Source organism: Rehaibacterium terrae (assembly GCF_014202935.1).
In the GTDB taxonomy this organism is placed as follows: domain Bacteria; phylum Pseudomonadota; class Gammaproteobacteria; order Xanthomonadales; family Xanthomonadaceae; genus Rehaibacterium; species Rehaibacterium terrae.
This window is the reverse complement of the sequence record NZ_JACHHX010000010.1, coordinates 1-18,896: the sequence shown is the minus strand read 5'-3', so window position 1 is coordinate 18,896 and position 18,896 is coordinate 1. Positions and strand designations below refer to the sequence as shown.

Annotated in this window: 13 protein-coding genes; 4 read left to right on the top strand and 9 right to left on the bottom strand. The window is 68.1% G+C overall.

Annotation, left to right across the window (positions count from 1 at the left end):
* Positions 1-144: 144 nt before the first annotated feature.
* Together HNQ58_RS08045 and tldD are read left to right on the top strand one after the other, a co-directional pair.
* The gene (locus HNQ58_RS08045) at positions 145-3,942 is read left to right on the top strand and encodes a YhdP family protein (protein WP_183948392.1); all 3,798 of its coding nucleotides are present in this window, start codon (positions 145-147) and stop codon (positions 3,940-3,942) included.
* Positions 3,943-4,290: 348 nt separating this feature from the next.
* Positions 4,291-5,742, top strand: coding sequence for a metalloprotease TldD (gene tldD / locus HNQ58_RS08040; protein ID WP_183948391.1), 1,452 nt, complete (start codon positions 4,291-4,293; stop codon positions 5,740-5,742).
* A 102-nt stretch (positions 5,743-5,844) separates the two neighbouring features.
* Here tldD and yjgA read toward each other — a convergent pair whose 3' ends face one another.
* Positions 5,845-6,381, bottom strand: a complete 537-nt coding sequence (gene yjgA, locus HNQ58_RS08035; RefSeq protein WP_183948390.1) for a ribosome biogenesis factor YjgA — start codon at positions 6,379-6,381, stop codon at positions 5,845-5,847.
* Positions 6,382-6,578: 197 nt separating this feature from the next.
* On the opposite strand from yjgA, the gene pmbA reads away from it, so the two are divergent.
* Both pmbA and HNQ58_RS08025 read left to right on the top strand, forming a co-directional pair.
* Complete coding sequence (gene pmbA, locus HNQ58_RS08030; RefSeq protein WP_183948389.1) at positions 6,579-7,940, top strand: metalloprotease PmbA; 1,362 nt, start codon at positions 6,579-6,581, stop codon at positions 7,938-7,940.
* A gap of 127 nt (positions 7,941-8,067) precedes the next feature.
* Positions 8,068-8,472: a DUF4870 domain-containing protein gene (locus tag HNQ58_RS08025; RefSeq protein ID WP_281379587.1), complete on the top strand. Its 405-nt coding sequence runs from the start codon at positions 8,068-8,070 to the stop codon at positions 8,470-8,472.
* A 76-nt stretch (positions 8,473-8,548) separates the two neighbouring features.
* Here HNQ58_RS08025 and HNQ58_RS08020 read toward each other — a convergent pair whose 3' ends face one another.
* The 8 genes from HNQ58_RS08020 to HNQ58_RS07985 all read right to left on the bottom strand — a co-directional run bounded on the left by HNQ58_RS08020 (position 8,549) and on the right by HNQ58_RS07985 (position 18,823).
* Positions 8,549-9,421: a polyprenyl synthetase family protein gene (locus HNQ58_RS08020; protein WP_183948388.1), complete on the bottom strand. Its 873-nt coding sequence runs from the start codon at positions 9,419-9,421 to the stop codon at positions 8,549-8,551.
* Positions 9,411-9,662 carry an exodeoxyribonuclease VII small subunit gene (locus tag HNQ58_RS08015; protein WP_183948470.1) on the bottom strand — a complete coding sequence of 84 codons (252 nt, stop codon included), beginning with the start codon at positions 9,660-9,662 and terminating at the stop codon, positions 9,411-9,413. Before HNQ58_RS08015 ends, HNQ58_RS08020 begins: the two co-directional genes overlap by 11 nt.
* A 154-nt stretch (positions 9,663-9,816) precedes the next feature.
* Positions 9,817-10,239 carry a hypothetical protein gene (locus HNQ58_RS08010; protein ID WP_221301215.1) on the bottom strand — a complete coding sequence of 141 codons (423 nt, stop codon included), beginning with the start codon at positions 10,237-10,239 and terminating at the stop codon, positions 9,817-9,819.
* Between the two features lie 599 nt (positions 10,240-10,838).
* The gene (locus HNQ58_RS08005; RefSeq protein WP_183948387.1) at positions 10,839-12,863 is read right to left on the bottom strand and encodes a cellulose synthase subunit BcsC-related outer membrane protein; all 2,025 of its coding nucleotides are present in this window, start codon (positions 12,861-12,863) and stop codon (positions 10,839-10,841) included.
* Positions 12,860-13,990, bottom strand: a complete 1,131-nt coding sequence (locus HNQ58_RS08000; protein WP_183948386.1) for a family 8 glycosyl hydrolase — start codon at positions 13,988-13,990, stop codon at positions 12,860-12,862. Before HNQ58_RS08000 ends, HNQ58_RS08005 begins: the two co-directional genes overlap by 4 nt.
* On the bottom strand, positions 13,987-16,293 hold the full coding sequence (locus tag HNQ58_RS07995; protein ID WP_183948385.1) for a cellulose biosynthesis cyclic di-GMP-binding regulatory protein BcsB: 2,307 nt from the start codon (positions 16,291-16,293) through the stop codon (positions 13,987-13,989). The genes HNQ58_RS08000 and HNQ58_RS07995 overlap by 4 nt, the downstream gene beginning before the upstream one ends.
* The gene (gene bcsA / locus HNQ58_RS07990) at positions 16,290-18,614 is read right to left on the bottom strand and encodes a UDP-forming cellulose synthase catalytic subunit (protein WP_183948384.1); all 2,325 of its coding nucleotides are present in this window, start codon (positions 18,612-18,614) and stop codon (positions 16,290-16,292) included. The genes HNQ58_RS07995 and bcsA overlap by 4 nt, the downstream gene beginning before the upstream one ends.
* 2 nt (positions 18,615-18,616) lie before the next feature.
* A complete protein-coding gene (locus HNQ58_RS07985; RefSeq protein ID WP_183948383.1) occupies positions 18,617-18,823 on the bottom strand; it encodes a hypothetical protein in 207 nt (68 codons plus the stop codon).
* Positions 18,824-18,896 lie beyond the last annotated feature (73 nt).

Here is an 18,896-nt window from a genome sequence, read left to right as displayed (position 1 = left end):
GGGCCGGGGCCGGGGACCCGGGAAAAGCGTCGGTAGCGGCACACCATCGCGTGCGCTGACGGAGGCGCGCGTGCGCGCCCGATCCGCGTACTGCCCGGCACTCCGCCGCCACCCGGTGCTCTCCCCGGGGCCGATGGCACCGGCATGAGCCCCCTCCGCCGCCACCTCCGGCACCTGCGCCGCTGGCTGGCCTACGGGCTGGCGGTGCTTTTGATCGTGGCCGCGGTGCTGGTGGGCGTGGCCAACCAGCTGCTGCCACTGCTGGAGCGGCACCCGGAACGGGTCGCGGGCTGGCTGAGCGAACGGGTCGGGCAGCCGGTGCGTTTCGAGCGGCTGCATGCCGGCTGGACGCGGCGTGGCCCCCTGCTCGGACTGGAGCGGCTGGAGATCGGCGCCGGCGCCGAGGCGCTGCGGATCGAGCGTGCCGAACTGCTGGTGGCGATCTACTCCGGCCTGGTGCCTGGCCTGCCGCTGACCGAGCTGCGTCTGCATGGGCTGGCGCTGGATCTGGAACGCGACGACGAAGGCCGTTGGCGCGCCCGCGGCCTGACCGGCGAGACGCGCCCGGACGGCGACCCGCTGGGCACGCTCGAAGGCTTCGGCGAAATCCAGGTGCGTGCGGCCCGGCTGCGGGTCAGCGCGCCCTCACTCGGTATCGGGCACACCGTGCCGCGCATCGATCTGCGGCTGCGCAGCAGCGGTGGCCGTCTGCGCGCCGGCCTGCTCGGCTGGGCCGGTCAGGCGCCGCCGCTGCAGGCGGTGTTCGAGCTGGACCGGGCGCGCGGCGACGGTCGTCTGTTCATCGGCGGCAACGACCTGCAACTGGCCGAATGGGCGCCGTTGCTCGGCTGGGGCGGTGTGGAACTGCGCGACGGCCGCGGCCGGCTCGGTTTCTGGCTGGATCTGCGTGGCCAGCGCGTGGTCGCGGTACAGGCCGAGGCCGAGCTGGAGCAGGTCGCGCTGCGCGGCCGCACGCCGATTCCGCTGGCGGGCGAGGATGCCGGCGTGATCGAGCCGCGTGCCGGCTTCGACCGGGTGGACGTGGCCTTGCGCTGGCAGGCCGGCGAGGACGGATGGCGACTGCATGCCCCGCGCCTGCGCCTGGATCACGGCGGCGAGGCGATGACGCTGGACGGCTTGTACGCCGCCGGTGGCGACGGTTTCGGGCTGGCCGCCGAGGGCATCGAGGCCAACCCGCTGCTGGCGCTGGCGGCGCTGAGCGACAAGCTGTCGCCCGAGCAGCGGCGTTGGCTGTATTTCGCCGCCCCGCGTGGGCGGATCGAGGCGCTGCGTTTCGCCCGCGCCGGCGGTCGCTTCCGCGGCGAGGTGCGATTGCGCGGCTTCGGCTGGTTGCCCACCGGGCAGCAGCCGGCCTTGCAGGGGCTTGGCGGCGAGCTGCATTTCGACCAGGACGGCGCCGAATTCGCACTGGACGAGGGCCTGGTGCGCTTCGACTGGCCGCTGGGTTTCGTGGCGCCGCTGGAGGTGAACCTGGAAGGAACGCTCGCGCTGTGGCGCGAAGACGGCGACTGGCGGGTCGGCAGCGACCGGCTGCGGATCGTGGGTGAGGACTATGCCGCCACCGCGCGCGGCGAGCTGCGCTTCGGCGGCGAGGGGCGCCGGCCGCGCCTGGACCTGGCGGCGACGGTGGATGCCGGCCCGGCCACCGCCTCCAAGCGGTTCTGGGTGCTGCACGAGATGCCGGAGGCCGCGGTGGAATGGCTGAACGCCGCCATCGAGGGCGGACGCGTCGCCCACGGCGAGGTGGTGCTGAGCGGTGACCTCGACGACTGGCCGTTCCGCGGCAACCAGGGCCGCTTCGAGGCGGTCGCGCACATCGAGGACATCGCCCTGCGCTTCCGGCCCGACTGGCCGCACGCGCAGAAACTCGGCGGCATCGCCCGCTTCACCGGCACCGGGTTTTCGCTGCAGGGCCACGGCGAACTGGCCGGCGTGGCCATCGGCCGCGTGGACGGCGGCATCGACGACTACCGCGCGCCGTTGCTGCACCTGCGGGTCGAAGGCGAGGGCAGCGGCGCGCAACTGCTCGGCGTGCTCCGTCAGAGCCCGTTGCGCGCGCGCTACGGCGAGCACATCGAGGCCTTGCAGATCGGCGGCCGCGGCAAGGTCGCGCTCGAGCTGGCGATCCCGCTCCGGGCCGGGCTCGGCGAAACGCGCCTGCGCGGCACCGTCGACCTGGCCGATGCGCGTCTGGCCGACCCGCGCTGGAATCTGGATTTCAGCCGCGCCAGCGGCCGGGTGCGCTTCAGCGAGGACGGCTTCGCCGCCGAGGAGCTGTCGGTGCGCCTGGACGAGGAGGTCGGCAGCCTGAGTCTGGCGGTCGGCGGTTTCACCTCCACGCCGGAACTGGCCGCCGAGGCCAGCCTGCGCGGCCGTTTTCCGGTCAGCGCGCTGACCATGCGCTACCCGGCGCTGGACTGGCTGGCGCCGGCCATGCCGGGCCGTGCCGACTGGACCGTGAGCTTGCGCATTCCCGCCGCGCCCGACGACGGCGAGGCGCCGCCGCCACGGCTGCGGGTACGCTCCAACCTGATCGGCATCGCGCTGGAATTTCCCGCGCCGCTGCGCAAAGGCGTGGACGACGCCCTGGTGCTGACCGTGGACACGCCGCTGCCGGTCGAGGCCGGCGAGCTGCGGGTGAGCCTGGGGCAGCTGATGCACCTGCGTGGCCGGATGCGCGAGAGTGGCGCGCTCGACGGCGTGCTGGCCTTCGGTCATGCCGCCGAGCCGCCAGGCGAGGAGCCGGGGCTGCTGATCACCGGTCAGGTGCCGGTGATGGACATCGCCGGCTGGGCCGCGCTGGCCAGCGAAGGCGAGGGCGCCATGCGCATCCGCGCCATCGACGTCTCGGCCGGCGAGCTGGACCTGCTCGATCGCGCCTTCGTCGACACCCGTCTGCGCATGGAGCGCGACAGCGAGCGCATGCGTCTGCGGGTCGACGGCCCCGAGCTGGACGGCTGGCTGGAGATACCCTCGGACCTGGACCGGGGCATCGTCGGCGAGTTCGCCCGTCTGCACTGGCCGAGCGGCCGGCCGGCACGCGGAGCCACCTACGATGGCGATCCGGCCGGCGTGCCGCCGCTGCGCTTGAGCGTCGAGGATCTGCGCTTCGGCGAGGCGCAGCTGGGGCGCGCGCGGCTGGAAACCTATCCCACCCCGGAGGGGCTGCACGTACAGCGATTCGAGGCCGAGGCCCCGACCCAGCGCATCACCGCCGGCGGTCACTGGGGCCGGATCGGCGGTCAGAGCTATTCGCGCTTCTCGGTCGACTTCCGGGCCGACAGCCTCGGCCAGATGCTCTCGGCGCTGGGCTTCGCCGGCATGGTCGAGGGCGGTCGCACCCAGGCGCGGCTGATCGCCGGCTGGCCCGGCTCGCCGGCGGCATTCGGCCTGGAGATCGTCGAGGGCAGCCTGGAGATCGACGTCGGCCAGGGCCGCATCCTCGAAGTCGAGCCCGGTGCCGGCCGCCTGCTCGGCCTGGTGTCGCTGGCCGAGCTGCCGCGCCGGCTGATCCTGGACTTCAGCGATTTCTTCGGCCAGGGGTTGAGCTTCAACCGCATCCGCGGCAGCTTCGTGCTGGGCGGCGGCGACGCCGTCACCGACGACCTGCTGGTCGACGGGCCGGCCGCCGAGATCCGCGTGCGCGGTCGCGCCGGCCTCAAGGCGCAGGACTACGACCAGACCATCGAGGTGCTGCCCAAGACCGGCGGCGTGCTGCCGGTGGTGGGCGCGCTGACCGGCGGCCCGGCCGGCGCGGCCATCGGCGCGGTGGCACAGGCCATCCTCAACCGCCCGTTCAAGGAGATCTCGCGTACCGTCTACCATGTCACCGGCGCCTGGAAGTCGCCGCAGGTGGAGGTGATCGAGCGCGGACCGCCCAAGCAGCCCGTAACTGAAGAAGACGGCGCCGGCCCGGAGTGAAATCCCGCGCCTTCGCCCCAATCTTCACCACCGCCTGACGTATGCTGGTCGCGCAATGCCGCCCCGGCGAGGTTGGAACAAGCACTGTCATCGTCATCCCCGCGAAAGCGGGGATCCAGCGACTTGAAGCCCTGGAAGGCAAAGGCACTGGACTCGGCCGCTTCGCGGCTGCGCCATCGCTGCGCCCGGTCCCGCCTGCGCGGGAATGACGAGCAGCAACGGGCTTGTTCATGGGTTTCCCTGGCGCGCATCCGCGATCATGACGATGATTGGCCACGAGGCCGCCGGCCCGCGCAACGCCCGGTCCACACGCCGATTCCCGATTCCCCATTTCCGATTCCCGAGCACATGACCGACAGTCTCCTCATCGCCGAAACCCGCCTGCTGTGCCCCGCCGGGCTGGCGGTGTCCGACCTCGACCGCGCCTTCGGCACGCTGCTGGGGCCGGGCGTGGATTTCGGCGACCTGTACTTCCAGCATTCGCGCCGCGAGAGCTGGGTGGTCGAGGACGGCATCGTCAAGGACGGTGCGCATTCGATCGAACAGGGCGTGGGCGTGCGCGCGATCAGCGGCGAGAAGACCGGCTTCGCCTATTCCGACGAGATCGCCCCGGCCGCGTTGCTGGAGGCCGCCGGCGCGGCGCGCGCCATCGCCCGGCAGGGCCGGAGCGGCACGCACCGCCATCTGGCGCGCGGCGGCGCACACGGCCTGTACGAGCCACTCGACCCGGTCGAGGGCATGGAGAGCGCCGACAAGATCCAGGCCTTGCGCGAGGTGGACCGTCTCCTGCGCACTGCCGACCCGCGGGTGAAGCAGGTCATCGTGAGCCTGGCCGGCGGCGTCGACACCGTGCTGGTGGCGCGCAGCGACGGCGTGCTCGCCGCCGACGTACGGCCGCTGGTGCGTTTCAACGTGCAAGTGATCGTCGAGCAGGGTGGCCGCCGCGAGCAGGGCTATGCCGGTGGCGGCGGGCGCTACGGGTACGCCGAGCTGTTCGCCGGCGGCAAGCCGCAGGCCTGGGCGCGCGAGGCGCTGCGCCAGGCGCTGGTGAACCTCGAAGCCGACGAGGCGCCGGCCGGCGTCATGCCGGTGGTGCTCGGCCCCGGTTGGCCAGGCGTGCTGCTGCACGAAGCGGTCGGCCACGGGCTGGAGGGCGACTTCGCCCGCAAGGGCACCAGCACCTATGCCGGCCGCGTCGGCCAGCGTGTCGCCGCGGCGGGCGTGACCATCGTCGACGACGGCACCCTGGCCGGGCGGCGCGGCTCGCTCAACGTCGATGACGAGGGCACCCCGACCCGGTGTACTGTGCTGATCGAGGATGGCGTGCTGCGCGGCTACATGCAGGACACGCTCAACGCCCGCCTGATGAAGGTCGCGCCGACCGGCAACGGCCGCCGCGAGAGCTTCGCCCACCTGCCGATGCCGCGCATGACCAACACCTACATGCTGCCCGGCGCGCACGACCCGGCCGAGATCATTGCCTCGGTGGACAAGGGCCTGTACGCGGTCAACTTCGGCGGCGGCCAGGTGGACATCACCAGCGGCAAGTTCGTGTTCTCCGCCTCCGAGGCCTACCTGATCGAGAACGGCAAGGTCACCCGGCCGGTCAAGGGCGCCACCCTGATCGGCAACGGCCCCGAGGCGATGACGCGCGTTTCGATGGTGGGCAACGACCTCAGGCTCGACGAGGGCGTGGGCGTGTGCGGCAAGGAAGGCCAGAGCGTGCCCGTCGGCGTGGGGCAGCCGACATTGCGCGTGGACGCGCTGACGGTGGGCGGTACGCGGGCTGGTAACCGGTAACCGGTAGCTGGTAGCCGGTGGGCGGTGGCCGGTAACCGAAAGCGACGGCTCGCCCGATCTGGAACCGGGGCGCATCTGGAACGATGCTTTTCCGGTTTCCGGCTACCGGCTACCGGTTTCCTGCTCCTCAAGCAACTCCCGCAACTCCCGGAACAGCTCGCGGAAGGCGTGCGGCGGCTTGTTGCGCAACCGCTCCTCGCGGGCGTTGCGGGCGAGCTGGCGCAGGTGCTGGCGGTCGGCCTGCGGGTGCTGCGCCAGCAACTCGGCCAGCGCCTGGTCGCCGTCGGCCACCAGCCGGTCGCGCCAGGCCTCGACGCGGTGCAGCGCGGCGGTCTCGCGGCGCATCTGCGCCTTGTCGTGCTCCAGCGCCTTGCGGATCGCGTCCAGCGTTTCCTCGTCCTCGCGGCGCATGATCTTGGCCAGATGCTGCAGCTCGCGCTTGCGCGCGATGTGCGAGGTGATGCGCCGGGTGTGGCGGATCTCGGCGAGCAGGTGCTCGGGAATCGGCAGCCGCAGCAGCTCGGCCTCGCTCAGCGCGACCAGCTTTTCGCCCAGCTCGAACACCGCCATCGCCTCGCGGCGCTGCTGTGCCCGGCTCGGGCTGAAGTATTCGCCGGTTTCCTCGTCGCGACCGCGCATGGTGGGGTTCCTGTAGAGGCTAGAATGCTGGGGGCTGTGGGCGCTTACCGTCATCGCCGCGAAAGCGGGGGCGGCGTCTTCCGGCACCGGCCCCAGTCGCCGAAGGCACTGGATTCCCGCGTTCGCGGGAATGACGATCCCGAAACGCTTTCCCGGGGCCCGGGTTCCGGGCTCCCTGTCCCGAGAAGGATACGCAAGTGGCGGAACCGACCGCAAAAGAGCAGCTCGACCCGCAGGCCCAGCTCGACCGTCTGGCCGGGCTCGCGCAGGATGTGCTCGCCCGCTGTCGTGCCCGTGGCGCCAGCCAGGCCGACGTGGTGCTCGATCTCGACCGCGGGCTGGCCGTCAACGTGCGCCTGGGCGAGGTGGAAACCGTCGAGTACACCCGCGATCGCGGCCTGTCGCTGACCGTCTACTTCGGTCAGCGCAAGGGCTCGGCCAGTACCGCCGACCTGGCGCCGGCCAGCTTGGAGGCTACCGTCGAGCAGGCCTGCGCCATCGCCAAACTCACCGAGGAAGATCCCGCCGCCGGCCTCGCCGAGGCCGAACTGATGGCCACCGAGTTCCCCGATTTCGATCAATGGCATCCGTGGGGGCTGGACGCCGAGCATGCGATCGCGCTGGCGGTGGCCTGCGAGCAGGCCGGCCGCGAGGCCGACCCGCGCATCGACAACTCCGAGGGCGCGGCGGTCAACACCAACGAGAGCCTGTCGGTGTACGCCAACACTCACGGCTTCGTCGGCCGCGAGCGCAGCACCAGCCACAGCCTGAGCTGCTCACTGATCGCCGGCAAGGGCAGCGCCATGCAGCGCGACTACTGGTACACCAGCGCCTTGGCCGCCGAAGATCTGGAGCCGGCTGCCGCAGTCGGCCGTCGTGCCGCCGAGCGCGCCGTGGCGCGGCTGTCGCCACGGCAGGTCAAGACCGGCGAGTACCCGGTGCTGTACGCGCCGGAAGTGGCGCGCAGCCTGATCGGCCATCTGCTCGGTGCGGTCTCGGGCGGCGCGCTGTATCGGCGCGCCAGCTTCCTGCTCGACCAGGCCGGGCAGCGGATCTTCCCGGCCTGGATGAACATCGTCGAGAAGCCGCACCTGCGCCGTGGTTTCCGTTCGGCGGCGTTCGACGGCGAGGGCGTGGCCACGCGCGAGCAGGATCTGGTGCGCGACGGCGTGCTGGTGCGCTATGTGCTCGGCAGCTACTCGGCGCGCAAACTGGGGCTGAAGACCACCGGCAATGCCGGCGGCATCCACAACCTGGTCGTGGAAACCGGCGAATACGGCTTCGACGAACTGGTGCAGCGCATGGGCCGCGGCCTGGTCGTCACCGAGCTGATGGGGCAGGGCGTCAACACCGTCACCGGCGACTACTCGCGCGGCGCGGCCGGCTTCTGGGTGGAGAACGGCGAGATCGTCCACCCGGTGGACGAGCTGACCATCGCCGGCAATCTCAGGGACATGTTCCAGCGCATCGAGGCGGTTGGCCGCGACGTGGACCGGCGCTCGCACATCCTCACCGGCTCGATCCTGGTCGGCCGCATGACGGTGGCCGGCGCGGCCTGAGCGGCCTGCCTTGACAGTGCCTTCGCGCCGGGGCGAGAGTGCGGGCGGCGCGGGCCGCGAGGGCCGGCGCAACACCACTCGCGACACCACTGAAGATGGGGAGAGGACAGTGACCGATTTCAACGAGATGACTTCGCCGCCGCCGGCGCCGGGCGGCGAGCCCAGCGCCGACGAGAAGACCTGGGGCATGCTGGCCCACCTGTCGGCGCTGATCGGCGGTTTGCTGACCTCGTGGGTCGGCGGCCTGGGCGTGTTCGTGGGCCCGCTGATCGTCTGGCTGATCAAGAAGGACACCATGCCCTTCGTCGACGACCAGGCCAAGGAAGCGCTCAACTTCAACATCACCCTGGCCATCATCGGCATCGTGCTGCTGATCTTCACCGTCGGCACCTTCGGCATCGGCGCGCTGATCACCGTCCCGCTGTACGTGGTGGTCGCGCTGGCCTGGCTGGTGCTGACCATCCTCGGAGCGGTCAAAGCCAACAACGGCGAGGCCTACCGCTATCCGTTCGCGATCCGGCTGATCAAGTGAGCCGGCCCGTCGGTCGCATGACGTCAGGCCCGGCATCGCCGGGCCTTTCGCGTTCCGGGCATTTATCCGCAGGGTGTCAGCGGTCGCGGTGGATCGCCAGCTCGCCCAGCGCCGCCAGCGCGGCGGCGCGCTCGCCCAGCGGCGCCAGCGTGTCGCGCATGGCGTCGCCGAGCCTGTGCAGCCGCCGTCGCGACTCGTCCATGCCCAGCAGCGCCGGGTAGGTGGACTTGGCCTGTGCCGCGTCCTTGCCGGCGGTCTTGCCGAGCTGCTCGGCACTGCCCTCGATGTCGAGCAGGTCGTCGCGGATCTGGAAGGCCAGGCCGAGGTCGGCGGCGAAGCGGTCGAGCCGCGCCAGCAACGCGGCGTCGGCGCCACCGACCAGCGCGCCCAGCCGCACGGCGGCGCGGATCAGCGCGCCGGTCTTGAGCGCGTGCATGCGCTGCAGCTCGTCCAGTGGCTGCGTCCGCCCGGTGGCGGCCAGATCCAGCGCCTGCCCGCTGCACATGCCGGCCGCGCCGGCGGCCAGTGTGCGCAGCAGTTCGACGCGCACCGCGTCGGCCACCGGCGTGTCGGCGACGACCGAGAAAGCCAGCGTTTGCAGCGCATCGCCGGCGAGGATCGCGGTGGCCTCGTCATAGGCGACGTGCACGGTCGGCTTGCCGCGGCGCAGGGCGTCGTCGTCCATCGCCGGCAGGTCGTCGTGGACCAGCGAATAGGCGTGGATCAGTTCGACCGCGGCGGCGGGGAAATCGAGCGCAGCCTCGTCGGCGTCCAGTGCGGCGCCGGCGGCGTAGACCAGCAGTGGCCGCAGGCGCTTGCCGCCGCCAAGCGTGGCATGGCGCATCGCCGCGTGCAGCCGCTGCGGCGGTGCGGTGTCGGCGGGCAGCGCGCGTTCCAGGGCGGCCTCGGCGCGGGCCGCCCAGGCGCCGAAGCGCGCCTCAGAACGCATCGGGTTCGAAGGGCTGCGCGGAGTCGGGATCGGCCGGATCGCCGAGCAGCTTCACCCGCAGCTCGGCCTGCTCCAGCGCGCCGCGGCACTGGCGGTAGAGAGCGACGCCGCGCTCGTAGGCCGCGAGCGATTCGTCGAGGCTGAGATCGCCTTTTTCCATCTTCTGCACGAGCTGTTCGAGCTCGTCCAGCGACTTCTCGAAATCGGCGACCGGTGTGGCGGGTTGCGGGGTGGAGGCCATGCGCGAAGTGTGCCGGGGCAGCGTGTTCATGGTCAATCGTGGCTTGCGGCAAGGAACTGGCAGCCGCCAAGCCACTGGCAACCAGCACGGCTACGATCGCCCCCGGACTCCGGATCGAACCGCTGCTGAAAGCAGGGGAACGTCGGCCGCACGCCTACTTGCGCGATAGGCCGATTGTGCCCAGGAACTCGGTGAATAGTGCTCGCAAAGAGCCACGATAGAGCCAGATGACGCCGCATATGCCATAGAGGCCAAGCGATGCAGCGAAGTTTGCAGGTCGCATCAGTTCGAGTGCGACGGGGTCTCTGAAGTGCCAGTAGATCGCATAGCTGCCATCGACAGAGAACCAGGTGGCGAAGAGTGCTGCAGGAAGGTGATTCCAGCGGCGCTCTAATAGAACGCGGAGGCTCCATGGTGCGGTCAGGTAAGCAAGCACAGCCATGATGAGGCTGATCGGGATGTCCCAGTCAGGGGCTGGCGTATAGATCGAGCCCGCGATCAGCAGCGCAATGCCCACGCCGAGCGTGAAGAGCTTCCAAGGGCGCAGGTACTCGGCTCGGTCGTAGAAGAAGATCACTGTCGCAGCGCTTCTGTTCGGCCCAACGCCGGAGTTAAGCGGCGTGTGTGCCGCGCCCAGCATGCTACACGTTTCACCAGTATGCTGGGTGCGGCACACACGACCGCTTGAACGATTACCACCGTGCGGGGTCAGGTCCAGCAATGAAGCACGCCTGAATTCCTGAGCTCCACGCACCATCGGCACAGACGTTCTTTCACGATCCCGAAAAGTACAGCGCCAGTGGCGCGGTGCGCGCCGTCTGCGACAGCAGCACCACCGATCCCGGCGCGATGTGTTCCAGCGGCAGTAGGGCTACCTGCCTGCGTACCCTGGCGACCGGCGCCCGCGGCCAGGTGATCCACGAGCGCAGAGGTGGCCTGGGCGCGCTCGACGTCCGGCGGGAGTACGACCCGGCCACGGGCCGGCTACTGTAGCTCTGCAGCGGCAGCCGCTGCGGCCTCCAGGAAGAGAGCTGCACCTGGGACGCCGCCGGCAACCTGCTCAGCCTCGACAAGGCCGGGCAGTACAAGGGGGTCTTCAGCTACGACCCGCTGCACCCGGCAGTGGGTAGTTACCGTTTACTTACAACTGGACCTGGCCAGGGGCGACACCATGGCCTATTTGCCCCAGCGCCACTGAAGGAAAACGCCGCCCTGCCAGTCGGTGTATTCCGGGCTTTTCTGGCCACCGGCGTGCAGGCCAGCCTGCCAGTGGGGGGTGATTTCCCAGGTGGCTTGTATCCGACCGTGATAGGCAATGCCGTTGTCGCGCGAGGCGGCATACTTGCCGGGCTCTTCGCCGCGAAGCGGGTTGCCATCGGCGGCGGCCTGGCGATTCCAGGCCCAGCCGAGGCCGGCACGTGCCTCGATGTCGACCCGTTCGCCGATCCGCTGGTTGTAGTCGGCGAGCAGGCCAGGCTTGAGGTGAAAGCTGGGGCTGAAATAGCCGCCATGGCCGGGCTCGAAAAAACCGAGATTGTGACGAAACCGTGCGCTGTACAGCTCTGGCCCGAGCCGCAGTCCGTTGACGCTGGCCACCGGATGCAGGGCATGGGCATAGAGTTCGACCTTGCGGTTGTCCGCGACCTGCTCGCCGCTGAGTGTCGAGAATGTCAGGCTGCCGATGACTTCCCACTCACCGGGGTTGAGGCGACCATCGAGCTGGACGCCGGTTTCCAGCACGCGTCCCCAACTGGCACCGGTGGTGGGGTCCCGTTGACCGGCGAGCGCCAGCAGGGATTCCTCATTGCCGCCTCGGAACAGTCGCAGGCCACCGCCGTGATCGGCCTGCTGGTACTCCAGGCCGACCTCGCCGATCAGCGCGGGACCGACGGCACCGCCGGAGAGTGTCCGGCCCAGGCCCAGCCGCGTTTGCAGGCCGCTTTCCAGCCGGTGCCGCCACAGACCGTAAACCCGCTGCCCGGTGGCCCGCTCGACATGGTTGTCGGCGCGCTGGTGTTCGATTTCGAGATGCAGGTCGTTGGCAGCATCCTGCCAGTTCGCCTCAAGCATCAGGCCTCGCTGGGAGAGTTTGCCTTCACCGGGGGTGCCGCGCTTCTTGCGAATTTCAGGGCCAAGACGCAGCGACATGCCGGGAGGCGTGCCACCGGCAAGCGTGCTGACCGCCTCGAGCCGGGCTTGGCTGTCCACGCTGAAATGGTGGTGGCCGGCCGCGATGCGGTTCCGGACGTTCTCGTCGATCAACTGATCCAGTGGGCCCTCGGTTTCCTCGACGATGGTCAACAGCCGGGCATGATCGTTCAGCGAGTGCAGGCTGAAAACCAGGCCCTGAGCGCGACTTTCGCTGGGTGCCTGGCGGTAGGCAGCCTCGAAGCGTGCGGCGGCCTGTTCGGCCTGTCCGCGTTCGTAAAGCTGCCAGCCGAGCTGCTCGAGTCCGGCGGGCGGCAGGATCTCTTCGTTCGCGAGCAGCAGGGCATGGGCGGTGCCGTGATCGCCCGTTTGCCTTGCCCGTTCGGCCCGGATCATCGCCAGTTCGGCCAGCCGGGCATCCCGGTCCGGCGAGGGCGTAATGCGGGCGATGACTGCCGAGGCGTCCTCGTAGCGTTCGAAGTGGTGCAGGACGTCAGCCAAGGACTGGAGGATCTCGTCGTCGCCGGTCAGTTCGGCCGCCTTGGTCATGGCCTCGATGGCCAGTGTTTCCCGGTTGCTGTGCATGGCCGCGTAGCCAAGCAGAACCATCATGCCCACATCGGCCTGGTCTTGAATGCGCGGCCACAGTCCGATCAGGATCTCGGCGCTTTGCGCATAATCCTGGGCATCGAAGGCCGTGATGGCGGCGGCCACGGCTTGGTCATAGGCTGCCTGGGCGGCTTTCTCGCTGTCCTGCTCCGCACCGGCTGTCTTGCGCTTGCGGCCTATTTCCGATTTGGAGGCATCGATGGCGGGTAGTGGTCGTGGGGCCGTACCACGCTGTTCGCCTGGCGGGGTGGGGGGCGTCAGGATTCGCACCCGCTCGTCCAGTGGCCGCACCTCCACGCGCTCGTCCAGTGGCCGTACCTCCACCGGCTCGTCCAGTGGTCGCACTTCGATGCCGCTATCCATGCGGGGCAGGATTTCCGGCGCGGTCTGCTCGCTACTCATGCCGAGCAGCAGCAGGGGGGGGAGAACGACCGCCGGCTTCATCGCGGATCGCCTCCCCGCGCGAGCGCGACACGTGCCAGCAGCGAGAGGGAGCTTCCGTAGTAGTCATCAGCGCTGATTTCGATGGCAGTGTCAGCCTGTTGGCCGTCACAGGCCAGCACGAGCTGCCGAATGGCCCGCTGTGTGAGAGTGAGTGAGTGGGCGGCCCGGTCGCCATTGTGAAGATCGACCCAGGCCGGGGCCGCGTCGTCCGGCCAGGCGCGCAAGAAAGCATGCAGGATCTGCCGGTCGCGCTGGCCGTCCCAGCAAAGGTAGAGCGGTACCCGCGGGGCCTCGTAACCGAAACGTCGGCGTTCTGCTTCTTCTGGCAGGGACAGTCGCCCATCCGGATGCAGGCGTACCCAGTCTGGCGGCACCCCCGCCGGGCCGTAGCGGGTCAGCGCCAGAAGGCGTTGCCCGCTGGCGGCCAGCGCAGACCAGGCCGGGTCCGGATCGACACGATCCAGCGCCGTGAAGGCGGGGAATACCCAGTAGGAGGGGTTCAGCAGGATGTGATCCTCATGCTCGAAGCCGGACTGGCCGGGAATCAGCAGCGGGCCGATGTCGCTGTCGCGCAGCATGTTCTCGCGCAGCTGGCGGGCGATGGCGGCGGCGGCCTCGCGCCAGGCATCCCGCTTCCAGCGTGCACCGCCCTCGGCCAGTGCCCAGGCGATCAGCAGGTCGCCATCGCTGGCATTGTTCCAGTCCGACACGCCGGGTGTTTGTCCGGGCTCCCACTTCCAGCCGAACAGATGGTCCTCGCGCTGGAGATGCTCGCGGGTCCAGTTCCAGATACGTTCGAAGGTGTCGAGGTCGTCGGCGGCCAGCGCCAGCAGCATCCCGTAGCCCTGCCCTTCCGAATGGCTGATGCCGTCTTTGCCGGTGTCGATGATCCGGCCTTCCGGGCTCAGAAACGCGCTCTGGTAGGCCTGCCATTCGGTGCCAGGGAAGGGGGCGGGCATGAGTGGTGCCGATGCGCCCGACGGCGTGACGGGGGCACTGGTTGGCGCCGGGTCTTTCCCACAGCCGCCATGCAGTGGAAGCAGCAACGCCAGCACGAGCCATTGCCAGGCGGCCAGCCGGGCGTACGTGCGCGCCGTTGGTCTTGCATGGGGCGGCAAGGGTGTCATGGGGTCTCAGCCCCGCTCTTGAATTGTCGCGCGCGACGACGCAGCAGCCACCAGGTCAGCAAGACAAGCGCCAGGATGAAGGTCATTGTCGCCAGCACGGTCCACCAGGGGTGCATGGACATGTAGTGACTCATGCGGCCAGTGGCCGGTGAGTCGCCAATGAAGAAGTACACGACCGGCTCGGCACTGGACATGGCTTCGCCATCGGCGCTCCACATGAAGGCACCGCCACGCATGGACGACCAGACGCGGTGTTCGGTCAGTCGAACCATGCCGCGCTCCAGTTGCTGACGGTCGGCGGCGGTAAGGACGGTGACCGGCCGGCCGTGCTCGTCCCGGAACTGGACCAGCGCAGTGCTCTGACCCAGCCCGTCATCCAGTGTGACGCTGGCAATGGCTGGCTTGCTGGTTTCCATGTGATGCGTCAGGGGCGTCAGCGGCTGTCTCAGCCAGCGTTTGAATCCGCCCGAGAGAGTGCGATCGTGGTAGCTGCCGACCTGGATGGTTTGCCATCGCAGCATTGGCATGAAGGCGGCCATCTTTTGGCCGATTCCGGTCGGCAGACTGGTGGTGTCGCCAATCACGATCAGGCTGTCCAGCCCGTCGAGGCTGTCGTCGTCAGCAAGCAGGTGCAGTGCGGTCAGCGGTGCCTTGTTGACTTGTCGCAGCTTGGCAATCAGGGTCAGCGCGCTGCCCAGGGTCTGCGGTTGATCGTCCGCGATCAGCACGCCGACGCCGTTGCCATCGCTGTAGCGGGTGTAGGGCAGGCCGGTCTGCGAGAACAGCCCCAGATCCGGCAGGCGCATGTAATCTGCGATCGGTGGCAGCTCGATGCGCGAGTCCTCGAAGATCGTGACTTGCAGATTGTCGGTGAAGATGGGCGTGCAGGCGCCGCCGATATCCACGCCGATCACGGTGGGTTCGAAACGCAGTTCATTCACACCGGCGCGCAGCGCCACAGTCGGGATGCGCAGTCGTGCACGGTGAACCTGCTCGCCCACGACGTTTTGCAGCGGCAAGGCTTCGATGAACTGGCCGTTGAGCACGACATTCAGGGCGGACTTGCGATCGAAGCCGGCCCCGTAGGCATAGTGCAGCTGCAGGTCGATGAAGGGGCGCGAGGGGTCCAGAATTTCGCGGATCGACCAGAACTCCAGCCGCGCCGCGCCGGGGTACATGCCGCGAAGCGTTGTGCTTCGAAAGCCGAGTTGGTCGAAGCGGATCCAGCCTGTCTCGCTCTGCGCCGGTCGGCTACGCTGGTAACCGCTGTCCAGCCGCAATGCGGTCACGTTCACGCTCTGCCGCTCCGGCAGGGCCAGGCCGGGCAGGTTGAGCACGGTGGCCGCCTTGCGGACATCGGCGGGGGTGGCGCCGCTGACCAGCAGAATGAACCGCGTCGGATCCTGGTCGCTAGGGTAGAGGCCGATATGGCTGCCCTGGATCTCCTCGATCAGGGAGTCGGAAAGATAGGGTGCCAGTTGCTCACGGGTTCCCAACAGCACGGCATCCCAGGCACCTTCTGGCAGCTCCACGCCCGGGAGTCGCCGCTTGCTCTTCTGATCCTTCTCGAACTCCTCTGGCAGTTCATTGACGCGCACCGAAACCGGCGTGAAATCGAAGGTGGCCGCCACGAACTGGCTGATCTGGGCCGCCGCCTGCCGCAGATCCCCGTCCTCGCCGAGAACCGCCGGGGGCGTGAGAATTTCAAGGCGGTAGTCGTCGATCCAGAGCCGGTTGTCGAAGATGTCGCCAAGCCTGGCCAGGGATGGTTCGATGGCCTTGCGGGTGGCGGTCAGGTACAGACTGGAGTCGATGGCGTCGATCTGGGAGTACAGCTCCGGCGCGCTCGGGTCCTCGCACTCATTGGTGTAATGCTGCGCGGCGCGGAAGCCCAGGTCGTGGTAGCCGGGTTCCAGATGCCTGAAGTCCAGCCTGATGCGGGCCGCGTTGTCGGGTTGACGGGGTTTGACCGGAAGCTGGGCGACCACGCGTTCGTTGAGTGTCACCGCGAGCTGAGAGCGGGGCGTCAGCGAAGTCGAATTGGTGTAGACCATCTCCAGCCGCGCGTCCTGAACCGCAAGCCGGGCCGGCAGCGGCACCTTGAGTACACGGCGGGCATCGGCACCGTTCAGTTCGATCGGTGCGTGGCTGCGATTGTTCAACCAGCCAAGCGGAATACGGTATTGGCTGCTTGCCGGATCAGCGTCGACATGCAGGGGTGTCATGGGCTGGGCCTTGACGGCGGTGAGCCCGAGCAGGCAGAGCAGGGCGATCAGGCACGGCTGTTGAAGGCGTGGTTTCATACGGCTGGTTTCTTTGAAATAAGAGGCGCGAAAAGTCGATGGGCGCGGACGCGAAGGTGCCGGACAAAAATCCGCGTCAGGAATCGGAAATTCTCGGTGGCGTGCTTGAAGGCGGTTCGCATCAGGAACGCGAAGCCCTCGGCCAGGCCGATACGCTGCTGACGCTGGCGCTGGTTGGTCTCGTGCAGGTCGCTGTCCCCGTAGACAAGGGCCACGATGGCGCGTTTGTCGGCGAGGGTCTCGGGCTGGAACAGCACACCCAGCTCCCACTTGCCATCGGTGGTGTCGTGCCTTCGCACCAGACGCGAGGGAATGGTGACTGTGATGCCACCCCAGGCCGGCACTGCCACGTTCAGGGTGACGGCCTCGGTCAGGGGCAAGCCCTTGTGAGCCCGCAAGCGTGCGCCGGTGTGACTGATGTCGACCACATGCACCGGCAATTGCTCCTCGCCCACACGCAGTGTGGCGGGAATGTCCACCCACTGGGTGGGAATGCGGTAGGCCGAGCGCTTTTGTGATTTCTCAAGCATGATGCCGATGGCAGCCAGTGCGTAGATCAGGTTGACTGCCGCAAGCGCCATGGTCAGCAGGATGATGCCCAGATCCTCCGGCACCACATGCAGCCGGATGACTCCCGCGATCAGCAGCACGACGTTGAAGATCAGCATCACGTAAAACGGCATCGCCAGCCGCGAGATGAAGTCCTCCTCCAGGCGCTCGCCCTTGGGTGTGACCGCGAAGGAGGGTGCCCGGGGTGATTTCAGGACATTGACGATCGCCGGCAGGGCATGCACTGACTGGATGGTTTCATACAGCTCCGAGATGAACGGCCAGCGCGTGTGGCCATAGAGGATATTGCTGAGCACGATTGCGCCGATCACATGCGGCAGCGCGTAGGCCAGCAGGTCAGCCGGCAAGAAGGCATCGACGATCTTCAGGGAGAACAGCAGGTAAAGCGCAGGCGCCAGGAAGAAAATGATGCGCGCGAAGGGAAAGAACCAGAAGAACACCGAGGAGGTGTAGGCCAGCCGCTGGGTGATGCGCATCTTTGGCTGCGTCCAGGGGTTCTTCATCAGGAAGATCTGCACCATTCCCTGCGCCCAGCGGGTGCGTTGCACGATGAAGCCGCTGAAGGTTTCCGGTTGCAGGCCTGCGATCATCGGCTTGCCGTAGTAGACGCTGTTGTAACCGCGTCCATGCAGCGTCATGGCGGTTTCGGCGTCCTCGGTGATGGTGTCGCCGGCTATGCCACCAATTTCATCCAGGCAGGACCGGCGCAGCAGTGCCGCCGAGCCGCAGAAGAAGGAGGCGTTCCAGAAATCCAGGCCGTGCTGGATCACGTTGTAGAACATCTCGTTCTCGCTGGGCATTAGCTCATAGGTGCGCAGGTTGCGTTCCAGCGGGTCCGGGTTGATGAAATAGTGCGGGGTCTGGACCAGGAACAGCTTGGGGTCGCGCAAGAAAAAGCCGACCGTGTTGCGCAGAATGTCGACCGTGGGGATATGGTCGGCATCGAGCACCAGCACCAGGTCGCCGCTGCAATGGTCCTTGAGCGCGGCGTTGATATTGCCGGCCTTCGCGTGTTCGTTCTTTTCGCGGGTGACATAGATGGCGCCGACCCGTTCGCACAGTGCCTTGAGTTCAAGATGGCGCTGCCAGGCCTGTTTGGACAGTTTGGGGTTTTCCCTTCGTTGTACAGTGCCGCCATCGTCGCAGAGGTAGACCTTCAGGCGTTCACGGGGATAGTCCACCTGGGTGGCGGCCAGCAGCGTGAGCTCAAGCAGGGCGGGGTCTTCGTTGTAGCTCGGAATGATGATGTCGACCGTTGGCAGCTTCGCCGGATCCGTCGGCAGTGGCGGCGGTGTCCGGTGGATCGGCCAGACATTGACGAACGCGCCCAGCAGGTAGATGGCCAGTGCGTAAAGCTCCGCGCCTAGCAGCAGCAGCGCGCCGACAAAGCTGAAGATGTCGTGATAGCTGATGGTGTAGTTGATGCGCCAGGAGAAGTAGCGAAAGCTGATGAAGGCCGCCAGCGCGATGGCCAGCAGCAGAAAGAAGCGGGCAAGTGCCGTTGGCGCCTGTTCGACCCGCTTCATGTTCCACATGATCAGCAGCAGCACGCCGAGAAAGGAAGTGACCAGGATGGTCTGGGCATTGCTGGTGATGGGCTGGTAGGCCAGCCAGACAAAGCCGAATATCAGCAGAACCCAGACAGCCATCTCGGGCCTGTGCAGGATGTCACGCAGAATCTCGCGACAGGGCGATGGCGTCACGACCGGAGTTTCTTGGTGCTGGTTTTGCTGAAGAGTGGCGACGCGCATGATCAGGAGGGGGAGGCTTCCCGCTCCTGGTGGCCGTTCGGCGTGGTGTTGCCGCTGGTTTCCGCGTGCTGGTGGCTTTCCATGCGTGCACGCACCTGCTTGAGTTCGCGGGAGAGCAGCAGGTTGCAGCCGGCCAAGTACAGGATAACAGTGATGACCAGGCCGGAGAGTGGGCCAAGCAGCAGGGTAGTCGGCCCTGCGAAATTCATCCAAGTGCCGGCAACGTCGTCAGCCACTCGCGCAACGGCGCACCGTGACCGACCTGGCGCCGCCGCCGGGCGC